The organism is Salipiger sp. PrR002 (assembly GCF_010500775.1).
Lineage (GTDB): Bacteria > Pseudomonadota > Alphaproteobacteria > Rhodobacterales > Rhodobacteraceae > Salipiger.
This window is the reverse complement of sequence record NZ_JAAGOU010000001.1, coordinates 458109-480140: the sequence shown is the minus strand read 5'-3', so window position 1 is coordinate 480140 and position 22032 is coordinate 458109. Positions and strand designations below refer to the sequence as shown.

The following is a 22032-nucleotide window of genomic DNA, read 5'->3' as shown; positions in this document are numbered from 1 at the left end:
CTGATGACCTTCGGGCAACCGCAGACTCTCGGACAGCGAGGAGACATCATGACCGTCAAGGTAGCGATCAACGGCTTCGGCCGCATCGGGCGCAACGTGCTGCGCGCCATCATCGAATCCGGCCGCACTGACATCGAAGTCATCGCCATCAACGACCTCGGCCCGGTCGAGACCAACGCCCACCTTCTGCAGTTCGACAGCGTGCATGGCCGCTTCCCGGAGGACGTGAAAGTGGCGGGCGACACGATCGACGCAGGCCGCGGCCCGATCAAGGTGAGCGCCGAGCGCAACCCCGCCGATCTGCCTTGGGGCGATGTTGATGTGGTGCTCGAATGCACCGGCATCTTCACCGACCGCGAGAAGGCCGCCGCCCACCTCGCCAATGGTGCGAGCCGGGTTCTGGTCTCGGCCCCCTCCGCCGGTGCCGACAAGACCATCGTCTATGGCGTCAACGACGACACGCTGACCAAGGATGACCTGATCGTCTCCAACGCGTCCTGCACCACCAACTGCCTGTCGCCCGTCGCCAAGGTGCTGAACGACACCGTCGGCATCAAGAAGGGCTTCATGACCACCATCCACAGCTACACCGGCGACCAGCCGACGCTGGACACGATGCATAAGGACCTCTACCGCGCGCGCGCCGCAGCGCAGTCGATGATCCCCACTTCGACCGGTGCCGCCAAGGCCGTGGGCCTCGTGCTGCCGGAACTGAACGGCAGGCTCGATGGTGTGGCGATCCGCGTGCCCACGCCGAACGTGTCGGTCGTCGATCTGGTGTTCGAAGCCGAACGCGAGACCACGGTGGAAGAGATCAACGACGCGATCCGCGTCGCCGCCAACGGCAAGCTGAACGGCATTCTGGGCTATACCGACAAGAAGAACGTCTCGATCGACTTCAACCACGATCCGCACAGCTCGATCTTCCACACCGACCAGACCAAGGTCATGGAAGGCACCATGGTGCGCATCCTGTCGTGGTATGACAACGAGTGGGGCTTCTCGAACCGCATGTCCGACACCGCCGTGGCGATGGGCAAGCTGATCTGATCCTGCCGCGCGCTTGCCAGCGCCATGTCTGGAAACTCAAAGGCGGGGCCGCGTGCCCCGCCTTTTCATTTGTCGAACGCCTTGCGCGCCGCGCCATAGCCCTCTGCCGCCTCGAGCCCCGCGGGCCGTGCGCGCGGGGTCACCCTGCCGGTCAGCGGCAGTGCCAGCGGCTGGCTGATCACCGGCACAGGCGCAGCAAGCGGGGCGTGTGACAAGCGAGCCACCCCCTCTTGCGGTGCAGTGCGGGCAGGCTGCTGCGGCGCGGCTTTGGGCCGCTGCGACCGGCCATGACCGCCGATCCCCTGCTGAATTTCCATGACCTGTCTCCCTTTCTAAGAGCCCATCGGCGCTGTTTTGGCTCCGCGCCCAGCAGCCGCGCTGCGGTGTTGCTGTGGCGTTAAGGTTAATCGCCGAAGGTTTACAAAGCCTTGCGCTCGCAGAAAGGCACCGCGCGCCATGCCATGCATGTTTTGCAAGGCGGGTCTGGAAAAGCGTCAATTGTGCTGCGTCGCAGCAAGGCCTAAGTTAGCGCCAACGCCGGGGACACCCGCAAGGGCATTTCCCGCGGCACCGAGTTTCAACAAACCAACCGCAAACGCGCCCACTCCTCCCCTCGGGGCGCCCTTCATAGATGGATCAGAGACATGACCAAAGCCATCAACGCCGTTCGTGACAGCTTCTCCCGCCGCTTCGCCTATCGCCGCACGCATCAGGCCCTGATGTCGCTGCCGCTGCGCACCCGCATCGACTGCGACATCGCAGGCCGCGAAGCGGAAACCGCGCGGATCGCTGTCTACGGTCAGTAAGACCAAGCTACGACAAAGAAAAACGGGGCCCCAGCGGCCCCGTTTTTGCGTTCAGCCTTGGCGTTCAACTTTGGCGTTGCGCCCCTGCGCTCAACCTTTGTCGAAGCGCGCCTTCAGCGCCTCGTTCACCGTGGGCGTGACGAATTTGCTGACGTCGCCATCGAGCCGGGCGATCTCTTTCACCAGCTTCGAGGCGATTGCCTGATGCCGCGCCTCGGCCATCAGAAAGACGGTCTCGATGCTGGTGTCGAGCGCGCGGTTCATTCCAACCATCTGAAATTCATACTCGAAATCTGCCACGGCGCGCAGGCCGCGAATGATGATCTGCGCGCCCACATCGCGGGCGCAGTCGATCAGCAGGTTCTCGAAAGGATGCGCGACGATCTCTGTCCCGGTTTCTTCAGACAGTTTGGCGCATTCGGTCTCGATCATCGCCACGCGGTCTTCCAGCGGAAAGAGCGGACCCTTGTCGCGGTTGATCGCGACGCCAATCACCAGACGATCGACCAGCGCCGCGGCGCGGCGGATGATGTCGATATGGCCCAGCGTGATTGGATCGAACGTGCCGGGGTAAAGGCCAATGCGCATAAAATCCTCCCAGAAGTGCCCGCGGGGGCATGTCCGGCGCACGCAACGATATTGCGTCCCGGAATGCAACCCCGAAACCGGCCTCCTGTTGAGGCGCCTGAACTTAGAAGCCCATGATCATGCCCTGCAGCGCGTCTTTTTCCATGGCAAGTTCGGCGATCTGCGCCTTCACCACGTCGCCAATCGAGATGATGCCCACCAGCACCCCATCCTCGACCACCGGCATGTGACGGAACCGTCCCTCGGTCATCCGGGCGAGCACCACATTGGTGTCCTCGTCGCGGGTGCAGACCTGCAATTTGCGGGTCATCAACTCGTCACACGTCATGTTCAGGATGCTGGCACCCTGCGCCGAGATAGCGCGCACGATGTCACGCTCTGACAGGATCCCCAGCGGCGTCTGCCCGTCGTCGGAAATCACCACACCACCGATCCGGCGCTCAGAAAGCACCTGCGCCGCGTCACCGACGCTGCTGCCGGGGGTGACGGTGACCACCCCGTCGTCGGACTTATCCTTGAGAATCTGTTGTACCTGCATGCGGCTTTCCTCCTAAGCGCTGCTGACCCTTACAGCGTCCGCCCCCTGCGACCTTCTGTCAACTCCGACCTTCGAGGCAGGCCAGCTCGCGCCGAACACCTTCGGCCAAAAGCTCTGCGAATCCGTTAAGGCGCGCGTGGCGCCGGTCGTCGGCATGGCGCACGAGGTAAAAACTGCGGGTGAGCGACACTTCATCGGCCAGCACCTTGCGCAGTCCCGGCGCGGCGGGCAGCGCGAAATCATGCACGATGCCCAGCCCCGCGCCCAAGCGCAGCCAATGGAACTGCACCGCGACGGAATTGGAGGCGAGACGCACCCGCTCGACGCCCAGATCGCTGAGATAGTCGAGCTCGCGGTCAAAGATCATGTCGGGGATGTAGCCCACCATGCGATGCCCCTGCAGGTCGGCGCGGCTGAGGATCGGGGCGTGACCGGCGAGATACTCCTCGGAGGCCGCAAGATGCAGGCGATAGTCCGAGATCTTCTTGACCACCAGCCGCCCCGCCGTGGGCGCAGAGACCGCGATGGCCATATCGGCCTCACGCCGCGACAGGTTCACCACGCGCGGCAGCGAGACGATCTGCAGATCGAGCCCCGGATTGTCCTCGGCGATCTTGGCGCAGACCTGCGGCAGCAGGAAGTTCGCGCAGCCGTCGGGCGCACCGATGCGGATCTGCCCGGCGAACCCCTCGGAGGCGCCCATCAGCGCCTGTGCGCCCTGCCCCAGCGCCTGTTCTGCGGTCTCGGCATGGACCAGCAGCCGCGCGCCTGCCTCGGTCAGTGCGTAGCCCTGCGGCGACTTGGCAAAGAGCGGATGGCCCAATTGCTCCTCGAGACGCGCCACCCGGCGGCCCACCGTCGCCGGGTCCATGCGCAGCACCCGCCCCGCCGCCGACAGGCTCTCGCCGCGCGCGACGGCAAGGAAAATCCGCAAGTCATCCCAGTTCTCACGCATGGCGCACCTGAATTTTTGCAAAACCTTTTTGCTGGATTACCCCTGTCCCCTGCATTTCCGCAAGGCTAGAGTGCGGCCCAACATCAAGGAGGTTCAGATGCAAGAACTCACGCATTTCATCAACGGCGAACACGTCAAGGGCACCTCGGGCCGCTTCACCGAGATCTTCAACCCGGCCACCGGGGAAGTTCAGGCCAAAGTGCCGCTGGCCACCGTCGCAGAGCTGAACGACGCCGTTGCCAAGGCCGCCGAAGCGCAAAAAGGCTGGGCCGCCACCAACCCGCAGCGTCGCGCCCGCGTGATGATGAAGTTCGGTGCGCTGATCAACGAGCATATGGACGAGCTGGCCGAGCTGGTCTCGAAGGAACACGGCAAGACCCTGCCCGACGCCCGTGGCGACGTGCAGCGCGGTCTGGAAGTGGTCGAGGTCTGCATGGGCGCGCCGCATATGCTCAAGGGCGAGTTCACCGACAACGGCGGTCCGGGCATCGACCTTTACTCCATGCGCCAGCCGCTTGGCGTGGTCGCGGGCATCACCCCGTTCAACTTCCCGGCGATGATCCCGCTGTGGAAGATGGCCCCGGCGCTGGTCTGTGGCAACGCCATGATCCTCAAGCCCTCCGAGCGCTGCCCCTCGACCTCGCTGCGCCTTGCCGAGCTGATCATCGAGGCTGGCCTGCCCGAGGGCGTGCTGCAGGTGGTCAACGGTGACAAGGAAGTGGTGGACGCGATCCTCGACAACGACACCGTGCAGGCCGTGGGCTTCGTCGGCTCGACCCCGATCGCGCAGTACATCTATGGCCGCGCCGCCACCAACGGCAAGCGCGCGCAATGCTTCGGCGGTGCCAAGAACCACATGATCATCATGCCCGACGCCGACCTCGACAAGGCCGCCGACGCGCTGGTGGGTGCGGGCTACGGCGCTGCGGGCGAACGCTGCATGGCGATCTCGGTGGCCGTGCCGGTGGGCGAGGAAACCGCCGACGCGCTGATCGAGAAGCTGGTGCCGCGCGTCGAGAAGCTGAAGGTTGGCCCCTACACCGCGGGCGAAGACGTGGACTATGGCCCGGTGATCACCGGCACCGCCAAGGACCGCATCAACGGCCTCGTCACCAAAGGTGTCGAACAGGGCGCGAAGCTGGTCATCGATGGCCGCGACTTCTCGCTGCAGGGCTATGAGAACGGCTTCTTCGTCGGCCCGTCGCTCTTTGACAATGTGACGCCCGACATGGACATCTACAAAGAAGAGATCTTCGGCCCGGTTCTCAGCACCGTGCGCGCTGGCACCTACGAAGAGGCGCTCGATCTGGTGATCGACAATGACTACGGCAACGGCACGGCGATCTACACCGCCGATGGCGACACCGCGCGCGACTTTGCGCACCGGGTGAACGTGGGCATGGTCGGCATCAACTTCCCGATCCCGGTGCCGCTGTCGTATCACACCTTCGGCGGCTGGAAGAAATCGGCCTTCGGCGATCTCAACCAATATGGCCCCGACGCCTTCCGCTTCTACACCAAGACCAAGACCGTCACCGCGCGCTGGTTCTCGGGCATTAAGGAAGGTGGCGAGTTCAACTTCAAGGCCATGGACTGATCCATTGCCGCGCCGCTTCGCACCGGCCCCTTGTCAAAAGCGCCGCCCCGATTCCCGGGGCGGCGTTTGCACATCCGGCGCAGACGGGTGACAGCGCCGACGCCAAACATGCATCTGCGGTACATCGTTGACGAGTCGAGGAACAACGGCGAGGCTTTTTCAGCGAACCCAGAAACAGCCGCCATGTGCACCATGTCCGTCACGTTCCGCATCCTTCCCAAACACGGATTGGTCTACGCCAGCTATGAAGGGCAGGCGTATCTCAAAGAGACATCCGCCGCGCTGACCGACTATCTAAGCCATCCCGACTTTCGCCCCGGCCAGAAACACTTGGTGGATCTGTCGCGCGTCACCGGCTGGGATGGGGATTTCGTCGAACTTATGAAAATTCAGGCCCGCATGGCCGACGCGATGCTTGGCGGCGGGGCTGAGGCCATGAAGGTCTATTACGCGCCGACACGGATAAGCCTCGAACTCGCACGGCTTGCCCTGCAATCTTGGGACGGTCTCGACGGTGCGGTCATGCTCGTGCAGCAAAGCGAACGGCGGTCGCTGGCGCTTTTGGGGCTTGCCGAGCGTAGTTTTGAACAGCTGCTGCAAGACGCGGACTGAGCTTCAAGGCACACAGACTCCGGCAGCTTAGTGTCGCTTACGCGACATAAAGTTTGACAGCCGCAGGCCCCCAGAACACATGCTAGCGTGACCCTACGCCGCGATTTCCTGTTTCTGGGAGGCACAGCAATGGCTGGCACGCTGAAATATTTTGCCGACCGCCCGTTGGTCTACCTAAAGTTTGCCGGGGAGACCTATTGCGAAGACTGCGTCGATGCTCAGAAGGTCCTGAACGACACGCCGGGCTGGACGCCCAATGTCGGCTGCCTGATCGACTATTCAGAGATGACGAATTTTCGAAGCGGTTACATAGGGTTGCAGCAAGTCTCGGCGGAGATGGCCGCCTCGGGCCATTTCGACGATCGCGTGATGCCTCTGGTCTATTTCGCCCCGACCGATCTGGGTTTCGGTGTGGCGCGCATGGCGCAGCAGATCCTCTCGCCGCAGCTCAGTTTCGACATCCGTGTCTTCCGCGAAGAAGCGCCCGCGCTGGCCTTTCTGGGACAGCCCGAGACCCGCGTCTCGGACCTCTTTGCCGCGACCCAGTGATCAGATCGCGCGCAACACCCCATTGAAAGCCGCGCGCCGCCGTCCTATATGAGGGATGTTCCGCAAGGGACTATGGGCATAAACGCGCATGTAATAAACGGATCGGACCCGGGGGCGGTACCCGGCGGCTCCACCAATAAACCCTTGTTGGGGGTTCATGGGGCCGAAATAGGATCGACGAACGCGTAAAGATGTAGCTTTGTCCCGGTGAGATACCACCGTTATCGGTTCATAAAGCATAGTTGCCAACAACAATCGTGCTCCGATGGCTCTGGCTGCGTAAGCAGTCCGAAACATCGAAATCTAAGCCCTTGCGCCTAGCAGTGTAAGGCGGGGTTCGCAGGTACCTGGCAACAGAAACCTGCACTTCCTCCCCCCAGAGTAATCGTCAGCGTAACCGTATAACCCATCGCGACCCGCGCGCGGGATGCCGCTTGCAGAGCGCCGCAATTCGCTGCTTTTGCGCCGCGACCGACGGATAGATTGACCGAATACCGCCGCGCTGCCAGCATTCGGCTTATGTTTCGCGTGGTTGCCGCCAGCCTTGCCCTGCTCGCCTCGCCGGCCCGAGCCTGCGAGACCGCGCTGCTTTTGGCCATGGATGTGTCGAACTCGATCGACCCGGCGGAATATGCGATCCAGGTCGAAGGCCTCGCCTTCGCATTGCGAGACCCCGAGATTGCCGCGATTCTGATCGAGGACCGGGTCGCGCTTGCGGTGCTGCAATGGTCCGGCCCGGCGCATCAGGCGCTCACCCTTGGCTGGCAGCAGATCACCGAGCCCGCCGATGTTTCCGCTTTCGCCAGCGCTGCAGAGCGCATGGAGCGGGCTTTCATCCTCTCTGACACCGCGCCGGGTGCCGCTCTGCAGGCCGCGCTCGATCACATGGCGGCGGCCCCCGCCTGCGGACGCCGGGTCATCGACATCTCGGGCGACGGGACGCCGAACTCCGGCCCCTCCGCCTCTGCCGCGCGGGTGCGGGCCGAACGCATGGGGGTGACGATCAACGGGCTGGCGATCGAGGGGCCGGGCCATGGGCTGCCGGTGACCAATTTCTACCGGCAGGTGCTGATCACCCGCGACGGCTTTGTCCTGACCGCGCGCAGCCACCTTGCCTATGCCGAGACCATGCGCCGCAAGATCCTGCGCGAGATCGCCCGCGTGCTAGGCTGAGCCGTCATGAAAGTTTCATCAAGCCCTGCGCAAAAGCCGGTGATGACGACGCCCGCCAAGACCCCGCTTTCACAGCTTTTCCTGAGTTTTCTGCGCATCGGCCTGCTGAGCTTCGGCGGTCCGGCGGCGCAGATCGCGCTGCTGCATCGCGAGATCGTCGAAGAGCGCGGCTGGCTGAGCGAGCGGCAATACCTGCAGGCGCTGTCCTTTTGCATGCTGCTGCCGGGACCCGAGGCGATGCAATTGGCCACTTGGGCGGGCTGGCGGCTGCGCGGCGTCGCCGGCGGGCTGATCGCAGGGGGGCTTTTTGTGGTGCCCGGCGCGCTGGTCATCGCCGCGCTGGCGCTGGCCTATTCCGCCTATGGCGCCCGCCCCGAAGTGACCGCGCTGATGCTGGGCGTGAAGGCCACGGTGATCGCGCTGGTCGCCTTCGCGCTCATGAAGCTTGGCCGCAAGGTGCTGTCTCATCGCGGCGCGCCATGGATCGCGCTGGCCGCTTTTGCCGCGCTTTATGTGCTGCATCTGCCGTTCCCGCTGGTCATCGCCTGCGCCGGGGCCATCGGCTGGCTCAGCCGCCCCGCCGCCCCCGCCGAGGACGTGCGCCCCCTGCCCGCGCCAGTGACCGACCGGCTGTGGGTCTGGCCGCTCTGGGTGACGCTCTGGTTCGCGCCAATGGTGCTGGCCGCGCTGGCCGGACAGACGCTGCTCTACGACATCGGCATGCTCTTCTCGAAGCTGGCGGTCTTCTCCTTCGGCGGAGCCTATGCGGTGCTGGCGTGGCTGGCGCAGGAGGCGGTCTCGGCGCGCGGCTGGCTCGACCCCGCGCAGATGGCCGACGCCTTGGGGCTGGCCGAGACGACGCCGGGTCCGCTGATCCTCGTGACGCAATTCGTGGGGATGCTCACCGGCTACGCCGAGGGCGGCTGGCCCATGGCGCTGGCCGCCGGAGCCATGGTGCTCTGGGTGACCTTCGTGCCCTGTTTCCTGTGGATCTTCGCCTTTGCCCCGCATCTCGAAAGGCTGCTGGCCCGCCCCCGCCTGCAAGGCGCGCTGGATGCGATCACCGCCGCCGTGCTGGGGGTGATCGCCAACCTCACGCTGTGGTTCGCCCTGCATGTGCTCTTTGCCGAGACGTGGCAACTGCGGCTTGGCCCCATCGCCCCGGAACTGCCAGTGCTGCAGAGCTGGCGACCGGGCGCGCTGGCGCTGACGCTTCTGGCCGCCCTGCTGCTTGGCCCGCTGGGCCGCTCGGTGCCGCTGACGCTTGCCGTGACGGCAGCCGCAGGCCTCTTGTTAACTATCTATTAATGCGCGTCTTTCCGTGAAATCCCGCCCGACGGGGATTTTTCCAGCCAAGTCCCCTTTTCCTCGCCGCCAAATCTAATATGGTGAAAAGAAAGCGACGAGGATCAGAGCCATGCCCTCCGGCATCGACTACGGGAATCTCATGCACCGCGCCATGCGCGGGCTCATTCATGACGTCCTTCTGGGCGTTCAGGACTCCGGCCTGCCGGGCGAGCACCATTTTTTCATCACCTTCGACACCCAGCATCCCGATGTGGAACTGGCGGACTGGCTGTCGGATCGCTACCCGGGCGAGATGACGGTGGTGATGCAGCATTGGTACGACGACCTCGAGGTGACCGAGGACGGCTTTACCGTGACGCTGAACTTCGGGGATGCGCCCGAGCGGCTCTACATCCCCTATGACGCGATCAAGACCTTCGTCGATCCCTCGGTCGAGTTCGGCCTGCGCTTCGAGACGCATGAGGAAGACGAGGACGACGACGAACCCACCCCGCCCGACGGCGACGATCCCGAGGGCTCGGGCGACGCGCCCAAGCAGGACGCCGAGGTGGTGCGGCTGGATTCTTTCCGCAAATAAACCGCCGCACAGGATGCGCCATGCCGCCGCCGGTCCGCCCGGCGGCGTTCGCTTTTCTGCCGCGCTGACCCTGCCATCATGGCCCGCGTCGCAGGATCTACAAATTTTCCTGCCCTGTCGCGACGCTAACAGCCCCCGCAAAACACGCTGCCCCGTTGCCCCTTCGCCTCGCTGGGGCTAAACGGCACACAATGGTATGCTTGCAGGAGGCAAAGATGGCCAACACCCGCACCGAGACCGACAGCTTCGGCCCGCTCGAGGTTCCCGCCGACAAGTACTGGGGCGCTCAGACCCAGCGGTCGATCATGAACTTCCCCATCGGCTGGGAGAAGCAGCCGGTTCCAATCATCCGCGCGCTTGGCGTGGTGAAAAAGGCCTGCGCCATGGCCAACAAGGAACTGGGCAACATGGAGGCCGAGGTCGCCGATGCGATCATCGCCGCCGCCGGTGAGGTGATCGAGGGCAAGTTCGACGACAACTTCCCGCTGGTGGTCTGGCAGACCGGCTCGGGCACGCAGTCGAACATGAACGCCAACGAGGTGATCAGCAACCGCGCGATCGAGATGCTGGGCGGCGAGATGGGCTCCAAAGCGCCCGTCCACCCCAACGACCACTGCAACATGGGCCAGTCGTCCAACGACACCTTCCCCACCGCCATGCACGTGGGCATCGCCATGCAGGCGCGCGATGTGCTGCTGCCGGGCCTGCGCAAGCTGCACGCGGCGCTCGAGGCGAAGAGCGAAGAGTTCAAGGACATCATCAAGATCGGCCGCACCCACACCCAAGACGCCACGCCGCTGACGCTGGGCCAGGAATTCGGTGGCTACGCGCATCAGGTGAAAAAGGGCATCGAGCGGGTCGAGGCCTGCCTTGGTGACATCTACGAGCTGGCGCAGGGCGGCACCGCCGTGGGCACCGGGCTCAACACCAAGAAAGGCTGGGCCGAGATGGTCGCCGCCAACATGGCGCAGATCACCGACCTGCCCTTCGTCACCGCGCCGAACAAGTTCGAGGCGCTCGCCGCGCATGATGCGATGGTGATGTTCTCGGGCGCGCTGAAGACCGTGGCGGCCTCGCTCTTCAAGATCGCCAACGACATGCGCCTGCTGGGCTCCGGCCCGCGCTCGGGCCTTGGCGAGCTGATCCTGCCGGAAAACGAGCCCGGCTCGTCGATCATGCCGGGCAAGGTGAACCCGACTCAGGCCGAGGCGCTGACCATGGTCTGCGCGCATGTGATGGGCAATGACGCCGCCGTCGGCATGGCCGGCAGCCAGGGCCACTTCGAGCTCAACGTCTACAACCCGATGATGAGCTACAACGTGCTGCAGTCCATGCAGCTGCTGGGCGACTCGGCCTCGGCCTTCACCGACAATATGGTCGTGGGCACGCAGGCGAACACCGCGCGCATCGACAAGCTGATGAAGGAATCGCTGATGCTGGTGACGGCGCTGGCGCCGACCATCGGCTATGACAACGCCACCAAGGTCGCCAAGACCGCGCATAAGAACGGCACCACGCTGAAGGAAGAGGCGATCGCCCTCGGCTTCGTCGACGAAAAGACCTTCGACGAGGTGGTGCGCCCCGAGAAGATGATCGGCCCGAAGGACTGATCCGCGTCCCTTTGCGAGACTTGAAACGGGGCCCCGCGCGGGCCCCGTTTTCGTCAGCGCCGCCGCCTGAGCGCGCAGCTTGCCGCAAACTGCCGCATATCTTTGCCCGCGCCTGTTCATACGTGCCTGTCCGGGCCTGCGCGTGCCTGCGCGCTCCCGGTTTTCGATTGTCCCCGCGCCGCACCGCGCTATCCTTTTTTCCCATGAGCAACGTCGTTAACCTCAACCGCTTCCGCAAATCCAAGGCCCGCGCCGAGAAACGCGCGCAGGCCGACGAGAACGCTGTGCGCCATGGTCTCAGCAAGGCCGAGAAGAAGCTGGAAGAACGCCGCAGCGACAAAGCCGCGCGCAGCCTCGAAGGCCACCGGCTGGACACGCCCGACGGCACGGCCGAGGGCGATGGCACGCCCGAGGGCGACGAGACCTCCCGCTCATGACCCCCAGGGACATCGGGCGCCCGGCGAAACACTCGCTGACCATCCGCGGCCACCGCACTTCGGTGTCGCTGGAGACGCCCTTTTGGGACGAATTTCGCAGCATCGCCGAAGCCGAGGGCAAGACGCTCAACGCCCTCGCCACAGAGATCGACGCGCAGCGCGGTGTGGAGGCGGGGCTCGCCTCGGCCATCAGGGTGCATGTACTCGAACACCTGAAGGCACGGCTGCGGGCGGCGGGCTGAGACGCCTCCGGCGGGCGTATTTTGGGAACAATGAAAGGCTCAGCGGCAGTAGTGGCTGAGCATCTCGTAGTCCTTGCGCGGCCCGCGTACGCGCCAGCGGGCGGTCCACTCCGGCCAGCGGCTGAAATCATACTCGGCATCATAGTGATCGGGATCACACCAATGCGCCGCCGCGCCGCCGCCGGGCGGAATATGGTGGAAGAAGCGCCCGTCTTCGAACCAGACCGACAGATCCATGCCCCAGCGATAGCGCCGCTCGGCGGCGAAACGCCCGGTCCCGATGATCAGATTCCCGGTCTCCACATAGAGCGCGCCACCGAGCGCGCCACCGTCCTCGGCGCGCCACTCGGCCCGCCCCTCGAAACGCGCCGCGCTGCCGTCCCCATGGGTGATCTCGCGCGCCAGCCGCCAGTCACCGAGGAAATCTTGGAGCCTGTGCATCGCCGCCGGTCCTATCTTCTTCTCTTTCCAAATACGCACATCTTTGGCCGGCGAAGCCGCGCGGCGGTCGTGAGGCAGAGCTGCCAGCCACTCACCGCCCTTGCCGTGGCGCCACTTCCGCCCTATGACGCCCGCGTCTGCCATGCAAGAGACCGAAGGATAGCCGATGATCCCCCGCTATGCCCGCCCCGAGATGACCGCGATCTGGGAGCCCGCCACCAAGTTCCGCATCTGGTACGAGATCGAGGCCCATGCCTGCGACGCACAGGCCGCGCTGGGGGTCATCCCCAAGGAAAACGCCGAGGCCGTCTGGAAGGCCAATGACGTCGAGTTCGACGTCGCCCGCATCGACGAGATCGAAGCCGTCACCAAGCATGACGTCATCGCCTTCCTCACCCACCTCGCCGAGCATGTGGGCAGCGAAGAGGCGCGCTTCGTGCATCAGGGCATGACCTCCTCGGATGTGCTCGACACCTGCCTCAACGTGCAGCTGGTGCGCGCCGCCGACATCCTGCTGGGCGGCGTCGACAAGGTGCTGGCCGCGCTGAAAAAGCGCGCCTACGAGCACAAGGACACCGTCCGCGTCGGCCGCAGCCACGGCATCCACGCCGAGCCCACCACCATGGGGCTGACCTTCGCGCGCTTCTACGCCGAGATGGACCGCAACAAGAACCGTCTCGAGAAGGCCAAATGGGAGATCGCCACCGGCGCGATCTCGGGTGCTGTCGGCACGTTTGCCAATATCGACCCGGCGGTTGAAGAGCACGTCTGCGAGAAGCTGGGCCTGCGCCCCGAGCCGATCTCGACGCAGGTGATCCCGCGCGACCGCCACGCCATGTTCTTTGCCACGCTCGGCGTCATCGCCTCCTCGATCGAGAACATCGCCATCGAGATCCGCCACATGCAGCGCACCGAGGTGCTGGAAGGCGCGGAGTTCTTCTCGATGGGCCAGAAGGGCTCGTCGGCGATGCCGCACAAAAAGAACCCGGTGCTGACCGAGAACCTCACCGGCCTCGCCCGCCTCGTGCGGATGACGGTGATCCCGGCGATGGAGAACGTGGCGCTCTGGCACGAGCGCGACATCTCGCACAGCTCGGTCGAGCGCGGCATCGGCCCGGATGCGACCATTACCCTCGATTTCGCGCTGAACCGTCTGGCCGGCGTCGTCGACAAGATGATCATCTACCCGCAGAACATGCTCGACAATATGAACAAGTTCCCGGGTCTGGTGATGTCGCAGCGCGTGCTGCTGGCGCTGACCCAAGCCGGTGTGAGCCGCGAGGACGCCTATTCCATGGTCCAGCGCAACGCGCTGAAGGTCTGGGAAGAGCGCCTTGATTTCCGCGAGCTGCTGCTGGCCGACGAAGAGGTGGTGAAAGCGCTCGGCGTCGACGGCATCAACCAGAAGTTCGACATGGGCTATCACACCAAACACGTGGACACGATCTTCCGCCGGGTGTTCGGCGAGGGCTGAGCCCCGCCCGGCTGGGGGCGCTGCCCCCGTCCGCTGACGCGGACTCCCCCGGGATATTTTGATCTAGACGAAGGGCCGGTGCGGCGCTCGCGGGAACGTGAGGTGCCGCGCCGGCCGCTTTCTTTTTGGCCGGTGGCCGAGCTGTGGTACCCTAGGGTCATTCCACACGGAGGACGAAGCATGACGATCAAGACGCTGTTGACCGCCGCCGCCCTCGTGGCAGCCCCGATGATTGCCTGGGCCGATTGCAGCTATCACGAGCAGGCCAAGATGACCTGCGCGGAAGGTTCGGCCTATGACGCCGAGAGCGGCACCTGCAAGGTGATCTCTGGCTGAGCTTTCCGCTGGCCTCGCGTGCAGTTACCCGAAGGGGCGCCCGATCTGGGCGCCCCTTTTTGCGGCAAGCCGTGACGGGGCGGAAATGCCGCGAGCCATGAGGGTTCATTAACCTCGCTGCGCTAGGTCTGGAGCTGCCAGCCCATCCGGCCCGCGCAGGCTTTCTGATCCCGAGATGCGATACCACGCCACGATAACACGACGCGAAACTCAGCACCGATGTCTACTCTGCCCTCATTGTCCGAGTCCCAAGGCCGCCCCGGCGGCCGGCCGCCGCTGTCGCGCCGCGCCAAGGCGGCGATCATCGTGCAATTCCTGCTCAACGAGGAGGCCGATGTGCCGCTCTCGGCGCTGCCCGATGACCTGCAGGCCGAGCTGACGCTGCAGCTGGGCCGCATGCGCTATATCGACCGCGCCACGCTCAACGCCGTGGTCGAGGAGTTTTCCGCCGAACTCGACGGGATCGGCCTGTCGTTTCCCGGTGACATGGCGGGGGCGCTTTCGGCGCTCGACGGTAAGATCAGCGCCCGCACCGCCGCCCGCCTGCGCAAAGAGGCCGGGGTGCGCCAGAGCGGCGATCCATGGGAGCGGATCGGCACCCTGCCCGAGGCGCGCATCGCCGAACTCGCCAGCGCCGAAGCGATCGAGGTGGCCGCCGTCATGCTCTCGAAGATCAACACCGCCAAGGCCGCCGCGGTGCTCGCGCTGATGCCCGGCGAGCAGGCCCGGCGCATCACCTATGCCGTGTCGATGACCGCAGGTGTCTCGCCCGAGGCGGTGGACCGCATCGGGCTCAGCCTCGCGGCGCAACTGGACGCCGAGCCGCCCAAGGCTTTTGCCAACCGCGCGGACGAGCGGGTTGGTGCCATCCTGAACTACGCCGCCTCGGCCAAGCGCGACGAGGTGCTCGAAGGGCTGGAGGAGACCGACAAGGATTTCGCCGAGGCCGTGCGCCGCGCCATCTTTACCTTCGCCGACATTCCCACGCGGTTGAAAAAGGTCGACGTGCCGAAGATCACCCGAGACGTGCCGCCCGAAGTGCTGACCACCGCCATCGCCGCCGCCACCTCCGAGGCCGATCTGCCCGCCGCGGAGTTTCTGCTCGAGAATATGTCGAAACGCATGGCGGGCGCGCTGCGCGAGGATGCCGCCGGGATGACCGTGAAGGGCAAGAAGGGCGAAACGGCGATGAGCACGGTGGTCACCGCCATCCGCGAGTTGGTCGCCGTGGGCGAGATCGAGCTTCGAACCGGCGAGGATGACGAAGACTAACGCGGCTCTGGAACTTGTGCCGCGCCGCGCGTCGGCCTAAATCTGCCCCTCGTAGGAACGGAGCGGGCTTTGACCAAGGGCGAGACGAATAACACCACTGCGCCGCAGGCGTCCACGAAGGACGGCGGTCCCGCGTCGGCAAGTGCCAAGACCGGCAGCAAGACGTCCAACAAGGCGGCCAGCAAGAAAGGCGGTAAGCCCGCGCCCGTGCGCGGCGGCACGGCGGATTACCTCTCGGACAAGGCGCTGCGCGGCACCATCCGGCTGGCGCTGACGCTGCCGCCTGCGCTGCGCGGACGGATGATGGGAACGCTGGTGCGGCGGCTCGTGGCGCCGCTCGCGGGCTACCGGGCGCGTGCCATGGCCAATCTCGAACACGTCTGGCCCGAGATGCCCGAGGCCGAAAAGCGCCGCATCGCCGATCAGGTGGCGGACAACGCCGGGCGCACGATGATCGAGAATTACGACGTCGCCGGGCTTTTGGAGCGGATGAAGGACACGCCTGTGACCGGCGAAGGCGTCGCCGCGATCGAAGCCGCCCGCGCCGAGGGGCGTCCGATCCTCTTTGTCACCGGCCATTACGGAAACTTCGAAGCGCCGCGCGCCGCGCTGGTGGCGCGGGGCTGGCGCATCGGCGGGCTCTACCGGCCCATGGCCAACCCGTTCTTCAACGAGCACTATGCCGCCAATATGCACGCGCTGAGCGATCCGGTCTTTGAACAAGGCCGCCGCGGCACCATGGGGCTGCTCAAGCATATTCGCGGCGGCGGCATGGGTGTGCTGCTGTTTGACGTCTATGACAGCGCCGGAACACCCATCGACTTTCTCGGCCAGCCCGCGCCCACGCTGACCTCCGCCGCCGAGATCGCGGTGAAGACCGGCGCGCTCTTCGTGCCCTTCTTCGGCATCCGCAAGCCCGATGGGGTGAACTTCGAGGCGGTCTTCGAAGCGCCCATCGCGCATGGCGAGCCGGTGGAGATGATGCGCGAGGTCACCCGCAGGCTCGAGGCGCGGATCGAGGCAGACCCGGGCCAGTGGTTCTGGATCCACCGCCGCTGGAAGCCCAAGCGCCAGCGCAAGCGGGCCGAGAAGCGCGCGCGCCAGCAGAATCAGAGCTAGTTCGCCGAGCGCGGCACTGCCTGCGCAAAAGGCTTGCCTGAGGCGGCGCTGTCGGCTCTGCTGCCCGGATATTCGAGACAGGAATTTTCCGGGAGACCCCACATGCCTTCAGCCAAGTTTTGCCTCGCCGCGGCGCTGATGCTCGCCGCCTGCGCCGAGACAGGTAGCCCCGCAATGGATGCGCCCATGCCCGCCTCTCCGGCTGGCCCGCCCTTCATCACCTCGATGTCGCCCGACGTCAGCAGCGCGGCGATCTCGGCCTGCCAGTCGGCGCTTACGGCGCAAACCGAGGGCGGCGTCACCGTGGTTGGCGGCGAAACCTCAGAGGCGGCGACGGCGGTCTATATGCGGGTCGGCGCGAACGGGGCGCCATGGCGTTGTCTGGTTGCGCCCGACGGCAGCAACCCCGAGCTGATGTTCATGGGAGATGAGGGCGCGGCCTGACTCGCAGCTGGCCTCGCCGCGTGCCGGATCAGTCTTTCCAGCGCGCCGAGGCCAGAACCGGGCCGAACTGGGCTTCCTGCAGCAGCACCACAGCCGGGTCGTCGCCTTCCAGGGGCACGGAAGTCTCATAGGGCTTCTGCCCGTCCCAGCTGCCGATCACCTGCCAGCCGTGGGCGATATTGGTGTAGGTCACCTCAAGCCCGGCATTCTCGCCATCCTCGATCGAGACGGTCTTTTCCGGCGCATAGCGCACGAGGTGAATCACCGTTTCCGGCGGCAGCTTGGCCAGCGGCTCGGCGCGGATCACCAATTGGTCGCCATCGCGCGCCACCAGAAGTTTCGCGGGCGACGCGGTTTCCGACGCGGCGCGGATCGCATCCACCACTTTCATCGGGCGCGAGCCGACCACGTCGTAGCGCCCGTTCACGATCATCTGCGGCGTGTAGAGCGAGCGGCGACCGGCGGCGCGGGCATAGCCCTTCTGGCGCTTGGTAAAGCCCGGATCGGCGAAATCATCCTTCCAGCCGATGTAATCCCAATAGTCCACATGCAGCGCCAGCGGGATGACATCCTCGCGGTTGCTGAGCTCGGCAAGCACCGCATCGGCGGGTGGACAGGCGGCACAGCCTTGCGAGGTGAACAGCTCGACGAGAACCGGGTTGTCCTGCTGCGCCTCGGCTGCGCTGCCCGCAAGCAGCATGGCGAGAGGTGCCATCCAAGTCGTGAGTCGGTTCATCTGAGCAGTGTTCCCCATGTCTGCGCCCCCATCTGGGGTACAAAACCCTCTTTGAAATAACCAATCAAGGTTTTGCGAGAGCAGGTGAAGCGTGTTTTCCGTGCATTGTATACCGTTGGATACAAAAAAACTCACGCGCCACTTGATCCAGCCCCCCCTCTGAGCCATCTACCTACTAGCGACCCATTTTTCTCCACGCAATGAGAGGGAGCCAGACATGCCTATTACAGTCGGTCAGGACACAGCCAAGACCCGCAAGACGCTTGAGGTCAACGGCAAGACAATCGCTTATTACTCGATCCCCGCAGCAGAAGAGGCCGGTCTCGGCGAGTTCTCGAAGCTTCCCGCCGCTCTGAAGGTCGTGCTGGAAAACATGCTCCGCTTCGAAGACGGCAAGACCGTCTCGGTGGATGACATCAAGGCATTTTCGGAATGGGGCAAGCAGGGCGGCAAGAACCCCCGCGAGATCGCCTATCGTCCGGCCCGCGTGCTGATGCAGGATTTCACCGGCGTTCCCGCCGTGGTCGACCTTGCCGCCATGCGCGACGGCATCAAGGCGCTGGGTGGCGATGCGCAGAAGATTAACCCGCTCAACCCCGTGGATCTGGTCATCGACCACTCGGTGATGATCGATGAGTTCGGCAACCCGCGCGCCTTCCAGATGAACGTGGATCGCGAGTACGAGCGCAACATCGAACGCTATGAATTCCTCAAATGGGGCCAATCGGCGTTCAACAACTTCCGCGTCGTGCCGCCGGGCACCGGCATCTGCCACCAGGTGAACCTCGAGTATCTGGCGCAGACCGTCTGGACCGATGAAGATCAGGACGGCACCGAGGTCGCCTACCCCGACACGCTGGTCGGCACCGACAGCCACACCACGATGGTCAACGGCGCCGCGGTTCTGGGCTGGGGCGTCGGCGGTATCGAGGCCGAAGCCGCCATGCTCGGCCAGCCCATCTCGATGCTGATCCCCGAGGTCGTCGGCTTCAAGCTGACCGGCGAGATGATGGAAGGCACCACCGGCACCGACCTCGTGCTGAAGGTCGTCGAGATGCTGCGCGCCAAGGGCGTGGTCGGCAAGTTCGTGGAATTCTACGGCGACGGGCTCGACAATCTGCCGCTGGCGCAGCGCGCCACCATCGCCAACATGGCCCCCGAATATGGCGCCACCTGCGGCTTCTTCCCGATCGACGCCGAGACGCTGCGCTATCTCGAGCAGACCGGCCGCGACAAGGAGCGCATCGCGCTGGTCGAAGCCTACGCCAAGGAGAACGGCTTCTGGCGCGACGGCGGTTATGATCCGGTCTACACCGACACGCTCGAGCTTGACATGGGCACCATCGTGCCCGCCATCTCGGGCCCGAAACGCCCGCAGGACTATATCGCGCTCGACGCCGCCGCCCCCGCCTTTGCCGAGTTTGTCGAAGGCCAGCGCAACGGCAACAACACCGACAAGGCCGAGGCCCGTTGGGAAGCCGAGGGCGGCGCCCCCGAGCCCACCGACATCCCCGGCGACGTCGGCCACCACAAGAAGGGCTGGTACAAGACCGACGACGGGGCCTACCAGCTGCACGACGGCTCGATCGTGATCGCCTCGATCACCTCCTGCACCAACACTTCGAACCCCTATGTGATGATCGGGGCCGGTCTGGTGGCGCGCAAGGCGCGTGAGCTTGGCCTCAACCGCAAACCCTGGGTGAAGACCTCGCTGGCGCCGGGCTCGCAGGTGGTGTCGGAATACCTCGAGGCGGCCGGGCTGCAGGAAGACCTCGACGCCGTCGGCTTCAACCTCGTGGGCTACGGCTGCACCACCTGTATCGGCAACTCCGGCCCGCTGGATGCGCCGATCTCGAAAGCGATCAACGATTACGATCTGATCGCCACCTCGGTGCTCTCGGGCAACCGCAACTTCGAGGGCCGCATCTCGCCCGACGTGCGCGCCAACTACCTCGCCTCACCGCCGCTGGTGGTGGCCTACGCGCTGGTGGGCGACATGAACGTCAACATCGCGACCGATGTCATCGGTCAGGACAAAAACGGCAACGACGTCTACCTCAAGGACATCTGGCCCTCGAACGCCGAGATCGCCGAGCTGGTCGAAAAGACCGTGACCCGCGCGGCCTTCCAAGAGAAATACGCCGACGTCTTCAAGGGCGACGAGAAGTGGCAGGGCGTGGAAGTCAAAGGCGGCGAGACCTACAGCTGGCCGCCGACCTCGACCTATGTGCAGAACCCGCCCTACTTCCAAGGCATGTCCAAGGATCCGGGCGTGATCACCAATATCGAAGGCGCGCGCATCCTTGCGGTGCTCGGCGATATGATCACCACCGACCACATCTCGCCCGCGGGTTCGTTCAAGGAAAGCACCCCAGCCGGCCAGTATCTTGTCGAGCATCAGGTGCCCGTGCGCGAGTTCAACTCGTATGGCTCGCGCCGCGGCAACCACGAGGTGATGATGCGCGGCACATTCGCCAACATCCGCATCAAGAACGAGATGCTGGATGGCGTCGAGGGCGGCTACACCAAGGGCCCCGACGGCGCGCAGACCTCGATCTATGAGGCCGCCATGGCCTATCAGGATCAGGGGACGCCGCTGGTGATCTTCGGCGGTGAGCTTTACGGCGCTGGCTCCTCGCGGGACTGGGCGGCCAAGGGCACGGCGCTGCTGGGCGTCAAGGCGGTGATCGCCGAGAGCTTCGAGCGCATCCACCGCTCCAACCTCGTCGGCATGGGGGTGATCCCCTTCGAGTTCACCGGCGGCGACACCCGCACCACGCTGGGCCTCACCGGTGAAGAAACCGTCAGCATCGAAGGTCTCGACAGCGTCACCCCGCTGGCCGAGGTGCCCTGCACCATTACCTTCAAGGACGGCTCGACCAAGACCATCCAGCTCAAGTGCCGCATCGATACGGCGATCGAGAAGGAATACGTCGAGCACGGCGGCGTGTTGCACTACGTGCTGCGCAACCTCGCCGCCTCCTGATCGGCGCGCGGCGCGACTCGTCGCGCTTGCCTGACTGCTATGAACCGCCCGGAGTCCATGCTTCGGGCGGTTTTGCGTTGTCCGGATGCTGCCTACGGCGGCCGTTTCGCGCCGATCCCAAGGCTGGCTGTGACCCGAAATCCTCAACCATGCCGCTTTTCCGCGCAGAAGAATGCAATTTAGGCAAAAGACCGCGCGCATGTCGCAATCGCGACACCTGATCCGCCGCAACCTGCTGTATTCTTGTCAGAAGCCGCTACCTGAGGGCAGAGACCACGAGAACGACGACCATAAAAAACGACAGCAGATAAAAACCATAAGGGGGTCCACCCGCAGCCATAAGCGGGGGGCAGCCACCACATCTTTGAGGCAGAAGATGAAACGCACAACCATGATCCAGCTGGCGGCGCTTGTCGCCCTCGCCGTGCTTGGCGCCTATCACGGTGCGAAGGCGCAGCAATCCCCCGCGACCCCGGTCTGCAGCAGGCCGGCGCTCGAGCATCCGATGGCGCCCCTCGCAGGCGACGCGACGGGCACCTGCGAGCTCTGACGCGCCTTTGGCGGCGCGGCGTGCTGCGCGGAAGTCAGGCGCTCTGTCAGGCATCAAGGGAGGGGGCGCTGCCCCCTCGGCGCTTTGCGCCTCACCCCCGGCGTATTTTTAAAGAGAAGAAGCGGACTCAGCCGCACGCGGTGCCGGGAACAGCAGGTCGTAGAGCCAGTTGAAGACGAAGGCATAGCCCACGTAGAACAGCGCGAAGGACATATCCATGACCAGCGCGTGCCAAAGGCTCACCCCCAGCTGCCACGCGATATAGGGCGCAAGCGCCAGCAGCAGCCCCGCCTCGAAGAGCAGCGCATGCGCGATGCGCAGGCCCGGTGTCTTTTGCGCATGGCCATAGCGGCGCTGCATCCAGCGGTCGAAGAGCAGATTGTAAAGGTAGTTCCAGCCCGTCGCCACGAGGCTGCAGACCAGCGCGATCAGGCCGATCTCATGGGCCGAGGCACCAAAGGCACTCGCCCCGAGCGGGATGATGAGGGCCAGCCCGATAAGCTCGAAACTGAGGGCGTGGCGGATACGGTCGAAACGGCTGCGCATGAGGGGTCTCCTTTGCCTCGGGCCGTCCCGTCTCGTGTCCCTTTTCCGGGGGAGGTCGTCCTCACTCGATCAGCGCATTTACGCCC

25 protein-coding genes and 1 other RNA gene are annotated in these 22032 nt (G+C 64.9%); 19 read left to right on the top strand and 7 right to left on the bottom strand.

Features of this window, described 5'->3' with window-relative positions:
• The first annotated feature begins 48 nt into the window (after window positions 1-48).
• Window positions 49-1050, top strand: a complete 1002-nt coding sequence (gap, locus tag G0A00_RS02350; protein WP_164181727.1) for a type I glyceraldehyde-3-phosphate dehydrogenase — start codon at window positions 49-51, stop codon at window positions 1048-1050.
• Window positions 1051-1115: 65 nt separating this feature from the next.
• On the opposite strand, the gene G0A00_RS02345 is transcribed toward gap, so the two are convergent.
• Entirely contained in the window at window positions 1116-1367 is a 252-nt protein-coding gene (locus G0A00_RS02345; RefSeq protein WP_164181725.1) for a hypothetical protein, read from the bottom strand.
• A 327-nt stretch (window positions 1368-1694) separates the two neighbouring features.
• Here G0A00_RS02345 and G0A00_RS02340 point away from each other — a divergent pair, with 327 nt between their 5' ends.
• Complete coding sequence (locus tag G0A00_RS02340) at window positions 1695-1856, top strand: glyceraldehyde-3-phosphate dehydrogenase (protein ID WP_066100169.1); 162 nt, start codon at window positions 1695-1697, stop codon at window positions 1854-1856.
• Window positions 1857-1946: 90 nt separating this feature from the next.
• On the opposite strand, the gene coaD is transcribed toward G0A00_RS02340, so the two are convergent.
• From coaD to G0A00_RS02325, 3 genes are all read right to left on the bottom strand, one after another.
• Window positions 1947-2444 carry a pantetheine-phosphate adenylyltransferase gene (gene coaD / locus G0A00_RS02335; protein WP_066100173.1) on the bottom strand — a complete coding sequence of 166 codons (498 nt, stop codon included), beginning with the start codon at window positions 2442-2444 and terminating at the stop codon, window positions 1947-1949.
• 103 nt (window positions 2445-2547) lie between these two features.
• Window positions 2548-2982 (bottom strand): CBS domain-containing protein, encoded by a 435-nt coding sequence (locus tag G0A00_RS02330; protein WP_164181722.1) that lies wholly within the window; start codon window positions 2980-2982, stop codon window positions 2548-2550.
• A 58-nt stretch (window positions 2983-3040) separates the two neighbouring features.
• A complete protein-coding gene (locus G0A00_RS02325) occupies window positions 3041-3937 on the bottom strand; it encodes a LysR family transcriptional regulator (protein WP_164181720.1) in 897 nt (298 codons plus the stop codon).
• 97 nt (window positions 3938-4034) lie between these two features.
• Between G0A00_RS02325 and G0A00_RS02320 the strand changes: the two genes are divergently transcribed.
• The 10 genes from G0A00_RS02320 (at window position 4035) to G0A00_RS02275 (ending at window position 12042) form a co-directional block, all read left to right on the top strand.
• Window positions 4035-5534, top strand: a complete 1500-nt coding sequence (locus G0A00_RS02320) for a CoA-acylating methylmalonate-semialdehyde dehydrogenase (RefSeq protein ID WP_164181718.1) — start codon at window positions 4035-4037, stop codon at window positions 5532-5534.
• A gap of 108 nt (window positions 5535-5642) precedes the next feature.
• Window positions 5643-6146, top strand: a complete 504-nt coding sequence (locus G0A00_RS02315; RefSeq protein ID WP_235953054.1) for a hypothetical protein — start codon at window positions 5643-5645, stop codon at window positions 6144-6146.
• Between the two features lie 129 nt (window positions 6147-6275).
• Window positions 6276-6695: a hypothetical protein gene (locus G0A00_RS02310; RefSeq protein ID WP_164181716.1), complete on the top strand. Its 420-nt coding sequence runs from the start codon at window positions 6276-6278 to the stop codon at window positions 6693-6695.
• A gap of 18 nt (window positions 6696-6713) precedes the next feature.
• Window positions 6714-7063: a transfer-messenger RNA gene (gene ssrA, locus G0A00_RS02305) on the top strand.
• Window positions 7064-7214: 151 nt separating this feature from the next.
• On the top strand, window positions 7215-7868 hold the full coding sequence (locus G0A00_RS02300; RefSeq protein ID WP_164181714.1) for a DUF1194 domain-containing protein: 654 nt from the start codon (window positions 7215-7217) through the stop codon (window positions 7866-7868).
• Window positions 7869-7910: 42 nt separating this feature from the next.
• Window positions 7911-9176 (top strand): chromate efflux transporter, encoded by a 1266-nt coding sequence (gene chrA / locus G0A00_RS02295; RefSeq protein WP_164181777.1) that lies wholly within the window; start codon window positions 7911-7913, stop codon window positions 9174-9176.
• 109 nt (window positions 9177-9285) lie between these two features.
• Complete coding sequence (locus G0A00_RS02290) at window positions 9286-9753, top strand: SspB family protein (RefSeq protein ID WP_164181712.1); 468 nt, start codon at window positions 9286-9288, stop codon at window positions 9751-9753.
• Window positions 9754-9968: 215 nt separating this feature from the next.
• Window positions 9969-11363: a class II fumarate hydratase gene (fumC, locus tag G0A00_RS02285; protein WP_066100199.1), complete on the top strand. Its 1395-nt coding sequence runs from the start codon at window positions 9969-9971 to the stop codon at window positions 11361-11363.
• A gap of 203 nt (window positions 11364-11566) precedes the next feature.
• A complete protein-coding gene (locus tag G0A00_RS02280) occupies window positions 11567-11800 on the top strand; it encodes a DUF4169 family protein (protein WP_164181711.1) in 234 nt (77 codons plus the stop codon).
• Window positions 11797-12042 carry a ribbon-helix-helix domain-containing protein gene (locus tag G0A00_RS02275; protein WP_164181709.1) on the top strand — a complete coding sequence of 82 codons (246 nt, stop codon included), beginning with the start codon at window positions 11797-11799 and terminating at the stop codon, window positions 12040-12042. Before G0A00_RS02280 ends, G0A00_RS02275 begins: the two co-directional genes overlap by 4 nt.
• A gap of 39 nt (window positions 12043-12081) precedes the next feature.
• Here the strand turns inward: G0A00_RS02275 and G0A00_RS02270 are convergent, their stop codons facing one another.
• Window positions 12082-12483, bottom strand: a complete 402-nt coding sequence (locus G0A00_RS02270; RefSeq protein WP_164181707.1) for a DUF6314 family protein — start codon at window positions 12481-12483, stop codon at window positions 12082-12084.
• 166 nt (window positions 12484-12649) lie between these two features.
• Between G0A00_RS02270 and purB the strand changes: the two genes are divergently transcribed.
• The 5 genes from purB to G0A00_RS02245 all read left to right on the top strand — a co-directional run bounded on the left by purB (window position 12650) and on the right by G0A00_RS02245 (window position 17128).
• Entirely contained in the window at window positions 12650-13957 is a 1308-nt protein-coding gene (gene purB, locus G0A00_RS02265) for an adenylosuccinate lyase (RefSeq protein WP_164181706.1), read from the top strand.
• Between the two features lie 180 nt (window positions 13958-14137).
• The gene (locus G0A00_RS02260) at window positions 14138-14293 is read left to right on the top strand and encodes an adenylosuccinate lyase (RefSeq protein WP_066100212.1); all 156 of its coding nucleotides are present in this window, start codon (window positions 14138-14140) and stop codon (window positions 14291-14293) included.
• A 219-nt stretch (window positions 14294-14512) separates the two neighbouring features.
• Complete coding sequence (locus G0A00_RS02255) at window positions 14513-15565, top strand: flagellar motor switch protein FliG (protein ID WP_164181705.1); 1053 nt, start codon at window positions 14513-14515, stop codon at window positions 15563-15565.
• Between the two features lie 207 nt (window positions 15566-15772).
• Entirely contained in the window at window positions 15773-16684 is a 912-nt protein-coding gene (locus G0A00_RS02250; protein WP_164181775.1) for a lysophospholipid acyltransferase family protein, read from the top strand.
• 102 nt (window positions 16685-16786) lie between these two features.
• On the top strand, window positions 16787-17128 hold the full coding sequence (locus tag G0A00_RS02245) for a hypothetical protein (RefSeq protein WP_203595234.1): 342 nt from the start codon (window positions 16787-16789) through the stop codon (window positions 17126-17128).
• Between the two features lie 28 nt (window positions 17129-17156).
• Here the strand turns inward: G0A00_RS02245 and G0A00_RS02240 are convergent, their stop codons facing one another.
• A complete protein-coding gene (locus G0A00_RS02240) occupies window positions 17157-17864 on the bottom strand; it encodes a thioredoxin family protein (protein ID WP_164181704.1) in 708 nt (235 codons plus the stop codon).
• 217 nt (window positions 17865-18081) lie between these two features.
• On the opposite strand from G0A00_RS02240, the gene acnA reads away from it, so the two are divergent.
• Together acnA and G0A00_RS02230 are read left to right on the top strand one after the other, a co-directional pair.
• Window positions 18082-20850 (top strand): aconitate hydratase AcnA, encoded by a 2769-nt coding sequence (acnA, locus tag G0A00_RS02235; protein WP_164181703.1) that lies wholly within the window; start codon window positions 18082-18084, stop codon window positions 20848-20850.
• 376 nt (window positions 20851-21226) lie between these two features.
• Window positions 21227-21400: a hypothetical protein gene (locus G0A00_RS02230; protein WP_164181702.1), complete on the top strand. Its 174-nt coding sequence runs from the start codon at window positions 21227-21229 to the stop codon at window positions 21398-21400.
• 108 nt (window positions 21401-21508) lie between these two features.
• On the opposite strand, the gene G0A00_RS02225 is transcribed toward G0A00_RS02230, so the two are convergent.
• On the bottom strand, window positions 21509-21946 hold the full coding sequence (locus tag G0A00_RS02225; RefSeq protein WP_164181701.1) for a PACE efflux transporter: 438 nt from the start codon (window positions 21944-21946) through the stop codon (window positions 21509-21511).
• Window positions 21947-22032 lie beyond the last annotated feature (86 nt).